Source organism: Pseudomonas neuropathica, assembly GCF_015461835.1.
Taxonomy (GTDB): Bacteria; Pseudomonadota; Gammaproteobacteria; order Pseudomonadales; family Pseudomonadaceae; genus Aquipseudomonas; species Aquipseudomonas neuropathica.
Window position 1 is genome coordinate 93,636 of the sequence record NZ_JACOPX010000014.1, and the last position, 15,642, is coordinate 109,277.

Consider the following 15,642-nt stretch of genomic DNA (forward strand, 5'->3'; position numbering starts at 1 on the left):
AGAATTTCAGAAAATTTTCACTCTAGCGAAACCAGACAATTTGTTTCCGTGTTACTCGCTTAAACCCACATTCCGGACACAGCGGTAACACCTTCCCCCCTCACTGTGCGCTACGGGCCTTGGCCACGCGCGAACCGCTCGGGCGGCCGAGCACCGCGCTGATCTGCTGACCCGCAGCAATCAAGGCGTCCAGGTCGATACCGGTCTCGATACCCAGGCCGTTGAGCAGGTACACCACGTCTTCGGTGGCAACGTTACCGCTCGCGCCTTTGGCGTACGGGCAGCCGCCGAGGCCCGCGATAGAGCTGTCGAACACCGAGATGCCCTCAAGCAGACTCGCGTAGATATTGGCCATGGCCTGACCATAGGTGTCGTGGAAGTGCCCGGCGAGCTTGTCTCGTGGCACTTGCGCTGAAACCACGTCGAAAAGGCGCCGAGTCGCGCCCGCAGTGCCGGTGCCAATAGTGTCGCCCAGCGAGACCTCGTAGCAGCCCATCGCATACAACTCGCGCGCGACCATCGCCACTTGTTCCGGCGCGACCGTGCCTTCGTACGGGCAACCGAGCACGCAGGACACGTAACCGCGCACAGTAACGCCGTGCTGTTGCGCCGCTTCCATGATCGGTGCGAAGCGCGCCAGGCTTTCGCTGATCGAGCAGTTGATGTTGCGCTGCGAGAAGGCTTCGGAGGCGGCAGCGAACACGGCGACTTCCTTGACCCCAGCGGCGATGGCATCTTCGAAGCCACGCAGGTTTGGCGCCAGTGCACCGTAGGTCACGCCGGGTTTGCGCTGGATCTGTGCAAACACTTCGGCGGAACCCGCCATCTGCGGGACCCATTTCGGTGAAACGAAACTGCCGACTTCTATATAGCCAAGACCGGCAGCGCTGAGTGCATCGACCAGTTGCACCTTGTCGGCCACGCTGATCGGTTGGGCTTCGTTCTGCAGGCCATCGCGTGGGCCGACTTCGATCAGGCGTACTTGGGAGGGGAGGGACATGGGCTGACCTGCTCTGGTGAATTCGTGGAGAACCCCTGTAGGAGTGAGCCTGCTCGCGATCGCGGAGTGCCAGATAAAAACTGCTTGCCTGATACACCGCTATCGCGAGCAGGCTCACTCCTGCAGGGGGATTTGTGTTGTTTGTCAGATGGCCTGCTGGCTCTTGAGCGTCTGCTCCAGCGCCTGCACGCAGCGCTCTTCGGCGGTATCGAGTTCCAGCTTCATCTGCTCAATGTCGAGCAACTGCTGCTCAAGCTGTTCGCGGCGCTCGCTGATTTTCGCCAGCATACTGTTGAGCTGTTTGGTGTTACCGCTGGACGGATCGTAAAGCTCGATCAGTTCGCGGCATTCGGCCAGCGAGAAACCGATGCGCTTGCCGCGCAGGATCAGTTTCAGACTGACCTTGTCGCGCGGTGAATAGATGCGTTCCTGGCCACGGCGCTCAGGGCTGAGCAGGCCTTGTTCTTCATAAAAGCGGATCGCCCGGGTGGTGATGTCCAGCTCGCGGGCGAGGTCGGAGATGCTGTAGGTCTGGCTGCTCATGGAAGCGCTCGAAAAAAGGTCTTGGCGCTAAGCTAATGGCAGGTTGACGTTTACGTCAAGCGGGATGATCTGTGGTGTTCATGCTGGCCTCATCGCGAGCAGGCTCACTCCTACAATTGGTTGCATTTCTTCAGATAAAACACGGTCAACTGTAGGAGTGAGCCTGCTCGCGATGGCAGCGCCGCGGTAAAAAGCCCTACACCTTATCCAGCTTCTTCTCCTGCGCCGTCACCTGCTGGCACAACTCGATCATCTGCTCGCGCATCCAGCGATTCGCCGGATCCTGGTCAGTGCTTTCATGCCAGTACAAGTGCGTCTCCACTGGCGGCACATCATTCACCGGCAGATTAAACGCCTGCAATTCATGCCGACGGGCAAAGCGCTCCGGCACCGTCATGACCATGTCGGTCTGCTGCATCACTTGCGACGCCATCAGATAATGCTGCGAGCGCAGGGCAATCTTGCGCTGAATGCCCATTTTGCCCAGCGCCAGATCGACATAACCCAGACCACTGCGACGGCTGGAAATATGGATATGGGTCAGCGACAAGTAATCATCCAGCGAGAGCTTTTCCTTGCCTGCCATCGGATGCCCCTTGCGCATCGCACACACGTAACGGTCTTCCATCAGCTTGACGTGGCGCACCTGCGGGTCGGTGTTGAGCGGCGCATCCACGGCGAAATCCAGACGTCCGGCGGCCAGCTCTTTGGTGGTCTCGCGGCGCTTGGACAAAAAGCTTTCGATAATCACGGTCGGCGCCAGACGGCGCAGGCGCTGGAACAGCGGCGGCAGAATCACCGCCTCGGTGAGGTCGGTCATGCTGATGCGGTAGGTCTTGACCGCTTGGGCCGGGTTGAAAATGCGGCTTTCCTGAACCGACACACGCAGCAGCGACAAAGCGTTGCGCACCGGGCCGATGATGTTCTGCGCCATTGGCGTCGGCACCATACCCTGAGCCGTGCGCACGAACAGCGGATCGTTGAAGGTTTCGCGCAACCGCGCCAAGGCGTTGGACACCGCCGGCTGGGTGATACCGACAATCTGCCCGGCGCGGGTCAGATTGGCTTCGGTGTAGATCGCGTCGAAGACGATGAAAAGGTTGAGGTCGACCTTACTCAGATTCATAACGCGGCTTCTCTTGTTATTTAGGGCAGTGTTTTAGGGGCTGGCAATCAGCCGATCATATATCGGTGATGAATGTTTATACACGCCGAGAATAGGCTAGGTAAATTATCAACGCTGTTCTAGCATCGATTGCATGACTTAAACAACCTCTGCCCAAGAAGGTAATTGATCATGGATTTCGCTTATTCGCCCAAGGTGCAAGAACTGCGTGAGCGCGTGACCGCGTTCATGGACACTTACGTTTACCCGGCCGAGGCGGTGTTCGAACGCCAGGTTGCCGAAGGCGATCGTTGGCAGCCGACGGCGATCATGGAGGAGCTCAAAGCCAAGGCCAAGGCCGAAGGTCTGTGGAATTTGTTTCTGCCTGAGTCGGAACTCGGTGCCGGCCTGACCAACCTCGAATACGCGCCATTGGCGGAAATCATGGGCCGCTCGCTGCTCGGCCCGGAGCCGTTCAACTGCTCGGCGCCGGACACCGGCAACATGGAAGTGCTGGTGCGCTACGCCAACGAAGAGCAGAAACAGCGCTGGCTCGAACCGCTGTTGCGCGGTGAAATCCGCTCGGCATTCGCCATGACCGAACCGGACGTTGCCTCTTCGGACGCGACCAACATGGCCGCCCGCGCCGTGCGTGATGGTGACGAGTGGGTGATCAACGGAAAAAAATGGTGGACCTCCGGCGCCTGCGATCCGCGCTGCAAGATCCTCATCTTCATGGGCCTGAGCAATCCTGATGCGCCGCGCCATGCGCAGCACTCGATGATCCTCGTGCCGGTCGACACCCCCGGGGTGAAAATCGTCCGTCCGCTACCGGTGTTTGGCTACGACGACGCCCCGCACGGCCACGCCGAAGTGCTGTTCGACAACGTGCGTGTGCCGTACGAAAACGTCCTGCTCGGTGAAGGTCGTGGCTTCGAGATCGCTCAAGGTCGCCTTGGCCCAGGCCGCATTCACCACTGCATGCGCTCGATCGGCATGGCTGAACGGGCCCTGGAATTGATGTGCAAACGGGCGGTGAGCCGCACCGCGTTCGGTAAACCGCTGGCGCGTCTGGGCGGCAACGTCGACAAGATCGCCGACTCGCGGATGGAAATCGACATGGCACGTCTGCTGACACTGAAAGCGGCGTACATGATGGACACCGTCGGTAACAAAGTGGCGAAAAGCGAGATCGCGCAGATCAAAGTGGTTGCGCCAAACGTCGCGCTGCGGGTGATCGACAGGGCTATCCAGATGCACGGCGGGGCCGGGGTGTCGAACGATTTTCCGCTGGCCTACATGTACGCCATGCAACGCACATTACGCCTGGCCGATGGCCCGGACGAAGTGCACCGCGCGGCGATCGGCAAATTCGAGATCGGCAAATATGTGCCGAAGGAAATGCTGCGTAGCGGTCATTAAGACCGCGTCGCCTGCTTCGCGAGCAAGCTCGCTCCCACAGGATTTGTGAACGCCACAGATCCAATGTGGGAGCGAGCTTGCTCGCGAAAGGGCCAGCCCATTCAGTACATAACCATCAGGCTCAATACACCCAAACCTCAACCCGCCGATTCTTGATCCGCCCCTCATCGACATTGTTCGCCGCCACCGGCATCAACGCGCCAAAGCCGCGAACCTCGCGCAACACCACGCCGTTCTTGACTAACTCCCGTCGTACCGCCATCGCCCGCAGCTTTGACAGCAGATCCGCGCGTGCCGGATCGTCCTTGGCATCACCAAACCCGACCAAGGTCACCGCGCGTTCAGTCTTGTCATGACGCTTTATATAGTCGAACACTCGCGCCAGATCCTGACGTGCCTTGTTATCCAGCTTCGCACTGCCTTCTTCAAAGCGGAAATTCACCGTCAGACGCTGGGCGTGACGGCTGAGGGATTGATAGCCCTCGGGCATCAGTGCATTCGGCGCGACGCTCATCGCATGCACGGTCTGGCTGATAAAACCGTTTGCCGCGACAATCGCCTGGCCCTGACGGCTCTGCGCAAACGTCACCAAGGCTTTCGCCCAAGGATTGTTGCTTTCGGGCGGTAGATAGAAGAACAACCGCCGCGACAGTGGATAGTCTTCGGTAGCGATCAGGCTGTTGAGCGGCAGCATCGACTGCGATGCGCCATCAGCAATGGCCACGGCTTTGGCCTGACGCACGTAGGGTAAACCGATGAAACCGATGCCTTGCGGATCCGCGCTCACGGCGTCGGATAATTGCTCGCTGGATTCAAAACGTTTCGCGGCGCTGTTCAGACTTTTCCCACGCCGGCTCAGGACCAGTTCCTTAAACGTGTCGTAAGTGCCGGACTGATCATCGCGCGCATATAAATGAATCGCACCGCCACGCCCGCCGAGGTCTTCCCAGGTTTTCACATCGCCAGCGAAGATCCGCGCCAGTTGCTCGGTGTCCAGTTGTTGGAGGGGATTATCGGGATGAAGGATGATCGCCAGGCCGTCGATGGCGATGACTTGTTCGGCGGCGGGACTTTTCAGATCGCCCAGTGATTGCAGAGCTTGCAACTCACTGTCCTTGATCTCGCGGGAAGACGCGGCAAGGTCGGCGCTGGCATTTTTCAACGCGGTGAAACCGGTGCTGGAACCGTGGGCGGCGACTTCAACGACCACGCGTTTACCTTCGCTGGTCTGGCCGACGATGCGCAGTTCGTTGGCGGTGTCCGGGGTTTCGCGGTGGATTTTCAGCAGGCCTTGCGCTTGCAGCAGGCCCTCAACGAGTGCCGGGCCGAGTTCGGCGCCGATGGTGTTGGAACCTTGAATGCGCAGCGCCGGGCCGTTTTCAGGGAGGGGCAGGGCAGCGGCAGAAACCGTCAGCCATGCACTCAAGAGAAAAACGCACAAAACACGCAGGGTCATGCCGGCACCGAATCAAGCCAAGGGGATTGCCGGGGAGATTAAGTCAGGCGCATGACCGAAAGATGACACCGATTCAATGTAGGAGTGAGCCTGCTCGCGATAGCGATGTACCGGTCAACATTTATGTCGTCTGATTCACCGCTATCGCGAGCAGGCTCACTTCTACAGGGATTGCGTAAGGCTAGGGATCAGCTGAGTTCAAGCCAGATCGGCGCATGATCGGAAGGCTTTTCCATCCCGCGCAATTCATAGTCGACACCGGCGGCCTTCACCCGCGGCAGCAAACCATGGGATGCCAGAATCACATCGATGCGCAGACCACGTTTGGGCTCATCTTCAAAGCCACGGCTGCGGTAGTCGAACCAACTGAACATGTCGGTCACATCCGGGTTCAAGTGGCGATAGCTGTCGGTCAAACCCCAGTTTTTCAGGCGCGCCATCCATTCGCGCTCTTCCGGCAGGAAGCTGCATTTGCCGGTTTTCAGCCAGCGCTTCATGTTGTCCGGGCCGATGCCGATGTCGCAGTCCTCCGGGGAAATGTTCACATCGCCCATCACCACCAGCGGCTGTTCGTTGTGGAACTGGCTTTCCAGCAGCGCTTGCAGATCGCTGTAGAAACGCTGCTTGGCGGGGAATTTGGTCGGATGGTCGCGGCTTTCACCCTGAGGGAAATAGCCGTTCATGATGGTCACCGGTACGCCATTGGCGTCGGCGAACGTGCCCCAGATAAAGCGACGCTGAGCGTCTTCTTCGTCGGTGGCGAAACCTTTGTGGATGGCGATCGGCTCCTTGCGCGAGAGCATGGCCACGCCGTAATGGCCTTTCTGGCCATGGAAATACACGTGGTAGCCGAGGGCGCGGACTTCTTCGAGCGGGAACTGGTCGTCGTGGACCTTGGTTTCCTGCAGGCCGATCACGTCCGGCTGGTGTTTTTCGATCAGCGCTGCCAGCTGATGCGGACGGGCGCGCAGTCCGTTGATGTTGAAGGAAACGATCTTCATGGTCGGCAGTCCTGGCAAAAGGGCGATGCTAGCTGACATGTGGGATGGGGGCCAGTGTGGGGTAGGGGAAATCGTCTTTGCCTGCCAGATAGATGTTGTCTGGACCGGCGTCATCGCGAGCAGGCTCACTCCTACAATTGGAATGCGTACCCCTGTAGGAGTGAGCCTGCTCGCGATTGACGGCCGCCCAGTCGATGAAGATCCCGAGTTGGTCTATACCTGTGGGGAACCACGCCACCCGTAAAAGGTTCGTACCAACAAGAGCGCCGCCATTTGAACGCGCCCCGGGGAGAGTCACTGTCATGCCTGAAACCCAGACCGCCATCGCCGACATTCATATGCTCGACCGCGGCTATTCCCGCGAAGCCCGCTCGCTGCTCTATCAGGCCTATCGCCACGAGCCGACCTTCGGCTACCTGTTCGAAGCCGAGCGTCCCGGCTATGAGCAACGGGTGCGGGCGACGGTGCGGGAACTGGTCAAGCAACACTTTCTGCAGGATCTGCCGGCCATCGGCCTGCTGGTCAACGACCGCTTGATCGGCATCGCCCTGATCGCGCCACCGCAACGGCGGCTGGGCATCACCGAAAGTTGGGCGTGGCGCCTGCGCATGGTGCTCAGCACCGGTTTTCGCTGCACTCGGCGCTATCTGGAATACCACGATGCCGTTGCTGCCTGCGTACCCAGCGATTCGGTGCACATGCTGCCATTGCTGGGAATTCATCCGCAGTTCCAGGGCAAACACTTCGGTGAACAATTGCTGACTGCCGTACACAACTGGTGCGCCGTTGACGAAACCTCGCAAGGCGTGGTGCTCGACACCGGCAACCCGCGTTACCTGGAATTCTATAAAAGACAGGGTTACGAGGAGATCGGCGAGGTTGCCGTCGGGCCGGTGCGCGAACACGTATTTTTCCACGCCAATCCGCAGGTGTTACAAACTGCAACAGCATAACAATCGAACTTCTTGGGAAATTTCCTGTTCTATCACGCTCCCAAGCCCGTGATAGCATCCGCGCCTATGAAGTTTCCAGGAAGATTTACCAGTGGCGTGCTCTTGCTGTTATCCAGCTGTGCGGCACTGGCGCAAAGTGAATTGGATGTGCGGATCAAACCGTCCAACGATGAACTCAAGGCCAATATAGAAGGCTATATCGGCAGTCTCGGCGACCGTGACGAAGAAGCCCTGCAGCGCTTCAGTCGCGGTGCCGAAGAGCAGGCGCGCAAAGCGGCTCAGGCGTTGGGCTATTACCAGCCGCAGATCGAAAGTGACGTCAAGGGCGGCGACAAGCCGCGCCTGGTGTTGAACATCGATCCCGGCGAGCCGATTCATCTGCGCAACGTCACCATTCGTGTCGACGGCCCGGCTGCCTCCCTCAAATCCTTTCGTGTACCGAAAAGCGACGCGCTCAAGTCCGGCGCGGTGCTCAACCATGGGCGTTACGAAGACGCCAAAAGACTTATTCAGAATCAGGCCTCGCGCTTCGGTTTCTTCAGTGGCCATTTCACCCGTCAAAAACTCATGGTCGACCCGCGCGCCGGGGTCGCCGACATCGAACTGATCTACGACAGCGGCCCGCGTTATGCGCTGGGCAAAGTCAAATTCGAAGGTGATACGCCGTTCGACGAAGACCTGCTGCAACGCATGGTGCCGTTCAAGGAAGGCGAGCCGTACGATTCCGAGCTGATCGCCGAGCTGAACCGTGATTTGCAATCGAGCGGTTATTTCGAAGGCATACGCGTCGATGCCGCACCGACCGCCGCGAAGAACGATGTGATCCCGGTCGACGTCAAACTCGACACGCGCAAACCACGGACCATGGGCCTGGGCCTCGGTTATTCGACCGACGTCGGCCCGCGCATCAAAGCCAACTGGACGCGCCATTGGGTCAACCCGCAAGGCGACAGCTATGGCTGGGAAGCCGAACTCTCGGCACCTCGGCAAAACGTCGGGCTGTTCTACGACATCCCGCTCGACCCGCCACTGACCGACAAACTGCGTTGGGCCGGCGGCTATCAATTCGAAGACATCGACGGCTCCGACACCCTGAGCAAACTGCTGACCTTCGGCCCGGAATGGCACAGCAAATTGCCGAGTGGCTGGCAGCGGGTAATCTCGCTGAAGTGGCAGCGCGAAGAATATGAACTCGGCGACGACTCCGGCCTGAGTACCTTGCTGATGCCCGGCATCAGTTACTCGTACCTGAAAAGCGACAACCGCATCGACCCGCACAACGGCTATCGCCTGAGCTTCGAAAGCAAAGTGGCGAAGGAAGGCCTCGGCTCCGACAACAACCTTTTATATGGCACCGCGCTGGTCAAAGGCCTGACCACCGTCTTCGACAAACACCGCTTTCTCGGTCGCGTACAGGTCGGCGGCAGCGCCACCAACGGCTACAACTCGGTGCCGCCGTCGCTGCGTTTTTTCGCCGGTGGCGATCAGAGTGTGCGCGGCTATGACTACCAGAGCCTGTCGCCGGAAAACTCCAAGGGTGATCGCATCGGTGGCCGCTACATGGTCGCCGGCAGTGTCGAGTATCAATACTCGATCGCCGAAAAATGGCGCGTGGCGACCTTCGTCGACCAAGGCAACTCCTTCAATAAACTCGAACTGCCGAACCTCAAGACCGGGGTCGGTATTGGTGTGCGCTGGGTCTCGCCGGTGGGGCCGATCCGCCTCGACCTGGCCCACGCACTCGACGACGATGGCGGCATCCGGCTGCACTTTTCCATGGGGCCTGAGCTGTGAAGCGTGGTTTGAAAATTACGGCGCTGGCGTTGTTGGCGCTGGTGTTGTTGATTGTATTGAGTGTCACCGCCGTACTCGGCACGGCGGCCGGCAGCCGCTGGGTGCTGGGGCTCGTGCCGGGGCTGAAGGTGGAGAATTTCCAGGGTCGCCTCGGCGGGCAATGGAGTGCCGATCATCTGCTGTGGCAGCAGGACAGCAGCCGCGTCGAGCTGAACAAAGCGATCTTCGCCTGGTCGCCGCTGTGCCTGACGCGCATGACCCTGTGCATCGAACAGCTCAAGGCTGATCAGGTCATTCTGCAATTCCCGCCGAGCGAAGAGACCACCGAGAGCGGTCCGGTCAAACTGCCGGATCTGCAATTGCCGGTGGCCATCGAACTGGGCGACGTGCAGGTTGGCAGCCTGTTGTTCAACGGCAGCGAACAGCTCAAGGGTTTGCAACTGGCGGCGCACTGGACCGCGCAAGGCATGCAGATCGACAGCGTGAAATTGCAGCGCGACGACCTCAGCCTGAACCTGTCCGGCACACTCACGCCGACCGGCAACTGGCCGCTGAACATCGCCGGTGACCTGACATTGCCGTCGCCGGGCACGGGGCCGTGGACGCTGGCGTTGAAGATCGACGGTGACCTGTTGAAAACCCTCAACCTGCATGCCGACAGCCGGGGTTACCTCGACGGCCAGTTGAGTGGTGAATTGCAACCGCTGGCGGAAAACCTGCCAGCCAAGGTGCGCATCACTAGCGAGGCGTTCAAACCGAGCGCCGACCTGCCCGACACCCTGCAACTCAATCAATTGCTGTTGACCGGCGAAGGTGACCTGAAAAACGGCTACCAGCTCAACGGCAACGCCACGCTACCCGCCGACAAAGGCCCGGTGGCGCTGCTGCTTCAAGGCAAAGTCGACGCCAGCGGCGCGCAGATCGCCGGTCTCGACCTGACGGCCAACGACAAACAAAGCCTGAAACTCACCGGTAGCGTTGACTGGAGCAAAGGCCTCAGCGCCCAAGCCAACATCAACTGGCAGGACTTTCCGTGGCATCGGCTCTACAACGAAATCGACGAGCCACAAGTCGCCTTGCGTACGTTTACTGGCGAAGTCTCCTACACCGACGGTCAGTACCTCGGCAACTTCGCCGCCGCCCTCGATGGCCCGGCGGGCGCGTTTACCCTGAGCAGTCCGTTCAGCGGCAGCCTTAAACAGATCGCTTTGCCGCAATTGAAAATGCAAGCCGGGCAGGGCAAGGCTGAAGGGCACGTCAATGTGCAGTTCGCCGATGGCATCGCCTGGGACACCGCGCTGGAGCTGTCGGCGCTGAATCCGGCGTACTGGGTCGCCGAGTTGCCGGGCACCTTGGCCGGGCCGCTGAAAAGCCAAGGCGAAATGAAGAATGAACGCCTGAGCCTGACCGCCGACCTCGACTTGAAAGGCAAACTGCGCGGGCAACCGGCGATCCTCCAGGCCAAGGCCGACGGCGCTGGCGAACAGTGGAACCTCAACGCTCTGCAAATCCGCCTCGGCGACAACAGCATCAGCGGCAAGGGCAGTCTGCAACAGAAACTCACCGGGCAGATCGACATCAAGCTGTCGCGTCTGGCTCAGCTTTGGCCGCAACTGCGCGGGCAGGTCAACGGTCAGGTCAATGTCGCCGGCACGTTGAAAGCACCGCAGGGCAAACTCGACCTGCAAGGTTCGCAACTGGCCTTCCAGGACAATCGCCTGCAAAGCCTCAACCTCGACGCTACCCTCGACAGCGCGCAGCGGGCAAAGATCGATCTGAAAGGTGCTGGCATTCAAGCCGGTGACACATCGCTGGGCACGCTGACCGCCAGCGCTCAGGGCGATATCAAAAAGCAGAAACTCAACCTCGACCTGATCGGGCCGAAGCTGAAACTGGCCCTCGGTCTGGATGGCAATCTGGACAAGGGCAACTGGCGTGGGCGGCTGGCCAGTGGCGACATTCAGGCCGGTGGCCAGGACTGGAAACTGCAAAGCCCGGCCAAGCTCGAACGTCTGGCAGACGGCAAAATCAACTTTGGCGCTCATTGCTGGATGTCCGGCGACGCCAGCCTGTGCGGTGAAGATCAGCGCCTGATGCCGGAGCCGAAACTGCGCTACCACCTCAAGCAGTTCCCGATCGAAAGCCTCGCGCAATGGCTGCCAAAAGATTTCGCCTGGAAGGGTAAGCTCAACGCCGATCTGCAATTGGATCTGCCAGCCAGCGGCCCGAACGGTGTTGTCAGCATTGACGCCAGCGGCGGCACCTTGCGCATGAAGGAAAAGGATCAGTGGCTGGACTTCCCGTACCAGACCCTGAAACTCACCAGCAAACTCACGCCCAAGCGCGTCGATACCGAACTCAATTTCGTTGGCGGCAAACTCGGCGAGTTGATGGTGCAGGCGCAGCTCAATCCGCTGCCGAAAAACAAACCGTTGAGCGGCTCGTTCCGTCTCTCCGGGCTGGACCTTTCCGTCGCACGGCCGTTTGTGCCAATGGTCGAGAAACTCACCGGGCGCCTCAATGGCAGCGGCACGATTTCCGGCGGATTGCTCGCGCCGCTGGTCAACGGCACCGTACAACTGAGCGATGGTGAAGTGTCCGGCGCCGAGTTGCCGATGGAACTGCAGAACCTGCAACTCACCGCTGTGATTGCCGGCGAATCAGTACGCCTCGACGGCGGCTGGAAAAGCGGCAAGAGCGGGCAGGGCAGTCTGAATGGTAACGTCGCCTGGGGTCAGGCACTGATGGTCGATCTGGCGCTCAAGGGCACGCAATTGCCGGTCACCGTCGAGCCTTATGCCAAGCTGGAAGTGGCGCCGGACCTGAAGATTTCCATGGCCGGTGATGAGTTGGCGATTGCCGGTAAAGTGCAGGTGCCGCGAGGCGAAATCACCGTGCGTGAGCTGCCGCCATCCACGGTGAAAGTCTCCGATGACACGATCATCGTCGGCGCGCAGACCGAAGAGGGCAAACCGCCGATGGCGATGAAAATGGACATCGACGTGGTGGTCGGCGAAGACAAACTGGCCTTCGCCGGTTTCGGCCTGACCGCCAACGTGCAAGGTCATGTGCACATCGGCGACAACATGGACACCCGTGGCGAACTGTGGCTCAACGACGGCCGCTACAGTGCCTACGGCCAGCGCCTGCAAGTGCGCCGTGCGCGTCTGTTGTTCGCCGGCCCCCTCGATCAACCGTATCTGGACATCGAAGCGATCCGCCAGACTGACGATGTGATCGCCGGTATTCGCCTGAGCGGCAGTGCCGAGCAGCCGACTACGCAGATCTTCTCCGAGCCGGCGATGAGCCAGGAGCAGGCGCTTTCCTATCTGGTCCTCGGCCGACCGCTGAGCACCAACGGCGAAGACAACAACATGCTCGCGCAAGCGGCGTTGGGGCTTGGCTTGATGGGCAGTTCCGGGGTCACCAGCGGCCTGGCCAAGGATCTGGGGATTCAGGACTTCCAGCTCGACACGGCAGGCAGCGGCGATGCCACCAGCGTGGTGGCCAGCGGCAATATTACCGAGAAGCTCAGTTTGCGTTATGGCGTGGGCGTGTTTGAACCGGCCAGCACCATTGCGCTGCGTTACAAGCTTAGCAAGAAGGTCTATGTGGAAGCGGCGAGTGGTGTCGCCAGTTCGCTGGATATTTTCTACAAGCGCGATTTCTAACGCGCGCTTTCTCCTGACCCGAGTCGCTCCAATCTCGAGCAGGCTCACTTCTACATTTGGAATGCGTTCCCCTGTAGGAGTGAGCCTGCTCGCGATGGCGTTTTTTCAGTCGATATCAATGGTGCGGCAGATGGCCTTATCGCGAGCAGGCTCACTCCTACACTGATCTGTGGTGGGCAAGGATTTTGTGTTTACAGCAAATTAGCTGTGGGCAGGCGACATACCAGTGAAGCTCGCTCGTAATTCAGCGCCTTGTCCCGCTCGGCCAGTGCATACAACGCCTCGCAGCGCTGGCCTTGCCAATTGATCGTGAGCGTCCCGGTGTCGTTTTCCACCAGCGCCAGTGCCTTGCCGCTCGGGTCGGAGATTGCCAGTTGCTTACCCGCGCCATCTTCAAGCGACGCGCCGAAGGGAATCGGCTGGTGCTGCGCATCGAACAAGGCAAATTGCACACGGCGACCGGTCTTGCTCGCATAGCGCGCCAGCACCACTGCACCGCGGCGCGGCACCACTTGCCGGGTCGCGTTATCGATTTCTATATCGGCGCCCAGATCGCTGGTGTCGAGGTTGATCCAGTTGACCCGGTAGGGTTGTGCGTTGGGCACCACGGCATAGCCGTTACGCCCGGTTTTCGCCCCGGAGAAGCTGCCGATTTTCACCCCAGACACTCCTTCGACCTGCGCCAGCGCAAACGTCTCGCCCACGGTTTGGCCCAGATTGATCCCGCCGCCGTGGCCGACGATCGAACCTGCCAGATTGAGGTTCTGCGAATTGTAGCCGCGCCCCTGGCTGTAACCGGCGCTGATATCCATCACCGATGTCCGCGTGCTGATATTGGCCGAACCGCTGCTGCCACCAGTGCTGCTGTTGCCGCCTTGCACCGAGTAATAGGTGTCGCTGTCTTCGGTCAGGTAGCCGTTGATTCCGACCTGAGTGCTGTCCGTAGCTTTCTGTGTGCTCGCGGAAACAAAGGCGCGGGGCGCGCGCGGTTTTGAACCCAGCGGGAAAGACAGTGACAGGTTGACCAAGGTGTCGTTGTTCGCCGGCCCATAGTTGCCGACGTCCTTGGTGTAGGTCGCGCCGAGGTTGTAGCTGACATCGCCCCAATAGTTGCTGTAACCCGCCGACAGGCTTTGCGAACCGCCGCGTCCCCAATAACGCTGGTCACTGGCGTTGAGGTAAACGCTGCCAAATTGCTGGTTACGCCCCAGGCTCTGGTTGATGGTCAGGTCGGTGCGGGTTTTCGAGTTGCCCGTGCGTTTTTCGCCCTCGTGGCTCAGTTCCTCGACGTGGTCGGTGAGAGTGCGATAGCCCTCGGTCGAGTAGCGATAGGCGGCGAGGGTGAAGCTGGTGTCGGTGCCGGTAAATGTCTTGGCGTACAACGCCCGCAAACTGTTGCCCTTGACCACTTGGCCAAAGGTGCGGCTGGCGGAATGCGTCACGTCAAGTGACACGGCACCGATCGGCGTATTACGCCCCGCGCCCACGGACACCGCCTGAAAATTCTCGGTCGCCTGCACGCCGACGATGCCGGACAAGTTGCTGCTGATGCCATAGCCCAGCGTGCTGCTGACGAATTGCGGTGACTGCTGGTCATCGCTGTTGCTGTTGTAGCGGCCAGCCGAGACGCTGTACTTCAACTGCCCCTGACGCACCATGATCGGCAGGCTGGAAAACGCCTGCACGGTCACCCGGCGCTGACCGTCGGCCTCGATAATCGTCACTTCCAGATCGCCGTTGGAACCACTCGGATAGATGTCGCTGATTTCGAACGGCCCCGGCGGCACGTTGGCGCTGTAGAGCATGTAGTTGTTCTGACGAATTTCCACGGTCGCACTGGACTGCGCAATCCCGCGAATCACTGGCGCATAGCCGCGCTCGCTGTCGGCGCGCATGCCGTCATCGGAAGCCAGTTTCAGGCCGCGATAGCGCACGCTGTCGAACAGGTCGGCGTCGGAGAAAATATCGCCGGCACTGAACTGGCCTTTCAACGCGGTCAGGTCATGTTGCAGGTAGCTGCGGTTGCTTTTGAAGGTGCTCGGCTGGCCGGTGCTGCTGTTGAAGTTGGACTCGTTGCGCAAGCGCCAGCCGCCCAGATTGATGCCGTTGCGCAAGCCGACGTTATTGGAAATCGTGTTGGCGGTCTGCGTGCTGTTACGGTTGCTGCTCAGCTGATAGTTGATGAATGCAGCAGGCACGCCTTCGTCCCACAGTTCCGGGTCAACGTAACCACGTCGGCCTCGTTCCATGGCGCTTTGCGGCACGCTGACCAGCAGGCGCAGGCGCGGCACGTCGTAACGCACGCTGGCATGTTCGATCAATGCCGGCAGGTCGAGGCAGGCGTTCGGATCGTCAGCATCAAGTTTGCCGCTGGCCTGCAACTTGGCGATGTCGACGCCCAACTGCTGGACCATTTCCAGGGTCAGGCAGGCCTGGATCTTGCCGTTGCCGGGGGGGCGACGGAAGTCGATGTCGCGACGCCCGACCAGCGTGTCGTTGCTGTACAGGTCAACCCGGTAGTTGCCGGGGAGGACGCTGTTGCTGGCGAGCAGCGATTGCACATCGACGGTCGACGCGGCACCTTGCAGAAACGACGTGTTGAACTGTTCATCGCCGTCAGCCTGGCACGCCGTGCTGATAGCCGAGGCGATCAACAACGATGCCAGGCCGTCGCGTTTGAGTAAAAACATGCAGGAA

10 protein-coding genes are annotated in these 15,642 nt (G+C 60.0%); 4 read left to right on the top strand and 6 right to left on the bottom strand.

The window, feature by feature from the left end; genetic code table 11:
- Positions 1-100: 100 nt before the first annotated feature.
- The 3 genes from H8F23_RS20800 to H8F23_RS20810 all read right to left on the bottom strand — a co-directional run bounded on the left by H8F23_RS20800 (position 101) and on the right by H8F23_RS20810 (position 2,669).
- Positions 101-1,000: a hydroxymethylglutaryl-CoA lyase gene (locus H8F23_RS20800; RefSeq protein ID WP_134178262.1), complete on the bottom strand. Its 900-nt coding sequence runs from the start codon at positions 998-1,000 to the stop codon at positions 101-103.
- A 144-nt stretch (positions 1,001-1,144) separates the two neighbouring features.
- Positions 1,145-1,543, bottom strand: coding sequence for a MerR family transcriptional regulator (locus tag H8F23_RS20805; protein ID WP_042559912.1), 399 nt, complete (start codon positions 1,541-1,543; stop codon positions 1,145-1,147).
- Positions 1,544-1,739: 196 nt separating this feature from the next.
- Complete coding sequence (locus H8F23_RS20810) at positions 1,740-2,669, bottom strand: LysR family transcriptional regulator (RefSeq protein ID WP_016986544.1); 930 nt, start codon at positions 2,667-2,669, stop codon at positions 1,740-1,742.
- A 171-nt stretch (positions 2,670-2,840) separates the two neighbouring features.
- Here H8F23_RS20810 and H8F23_RS20815 point away from each other — a divergent pair, with 171 nt between their 5' ends.
- Positions 2,841-4,070, top strand: coding sequence for an acyl-CoA dehydrogenase (locus H8F23_RS20815; RefSeq protein ID WP_093434163.1), 1,230 nt, complete (start codon positions 2,841-2,843; stop codon positions 4,068-4,070).
- Positions 4,071-4,191: 121 nt separating this feature from the next.
- On the opposite strand, the gene H8F23_RS20820 is transcribed toward H8F23_RS20815, so the two are convergent.
- The gene (locus H8F23_RS20820) at positions 4,192-5,526 is read right to left on the bottom strand and encodes a substrate-binding domain-containing protein (RefSeq protein ID WP_194935625.1); all 1,335 of its coding nucleotides are present in this window, start codon (positions 5,524-5,526) and stop codon (positions 4,192-4,194) included.
- A 188-nt stretch (positions 5,527-5,714) separates the two neighbouring features.
- Complete coding sequence (gene xthA / locus H8F23_RS20825) at positions 5,715-6,527, bottom strand: exodeoxyribonuclease III (RefSeq protein WP_064389273.1); 813 nt, start codon at positions 6,525-6,527, stop codon at positions 5,715-5,717.
- Positions 6,528-6,829: 302 nt separating this feature from the next.
- On the opposite strand from xthA, the gene H8F23_RS20830 reads away from it, so the two are divergent.
- From H8F23_RS20830 to H8F23_RS20840, 3 genes are all read left to right on the top strand, one after another.
- Positions 6,830-7,480 (top strand): GNAT family N-acetyltransferase, encoded by a 651-nt coding sequence (locus H8F23_RS20830; RefSeq protein ID WP_007912451.1) that lies wholly within the window; start codon positions 6,830-6,832, stop codon positions 7,478-7,480.
- Positions 7,481-7,546: 66 nt separating this feature from the next.
- Positions 7,547-9,274 carry an autotransporter assembly complex protein TamA gene (locus H8F23_RS20835; RefSeq protein ID WP_194935626.1) on the top strand — a complete coding sequence of 576 codons (1,728 nt, stop codon included), beginning with the start codon at positions 7,547-7,549 and terminating at the stop codon, positions 9,272-9,274.
- Positions 9,271-12,945, top strand: a complete 3,675-nt coding sequence (locus H8F23_RS20840; protein WP_194935627.1) for a translocation/assembly module TamB domain-containing protein — start codon at positions 9,271-9,273, stop codon at positions 12,943-12,945. Before H8F23_RS20835 ends, H8F23_RS20840 begins: the two co-directional genes overlap by 4 nt.
- Before the next feature lie 191 nt (positions 12,946-13,136).
- Here the strand turns inward: H8F23_RS20840 and H8F23_RS20845 are convergent, their stop codons facing one another.
- Positions 13,137-15,635 carry a fimbria/pilus outer membrane usher protein gene (locus H8F23_RS20845; protein ID WP_194935628.1) on the bottom strand — a complete coding sequence of 833 codons (2,499 nt, stop codon included), beginning with the start codon at positions 15,633-15,635 and terminating at the stop codon, positions 13,137-13,139.
- Positions 15,636-15,642: the final 7 nt, after the last annotated feature.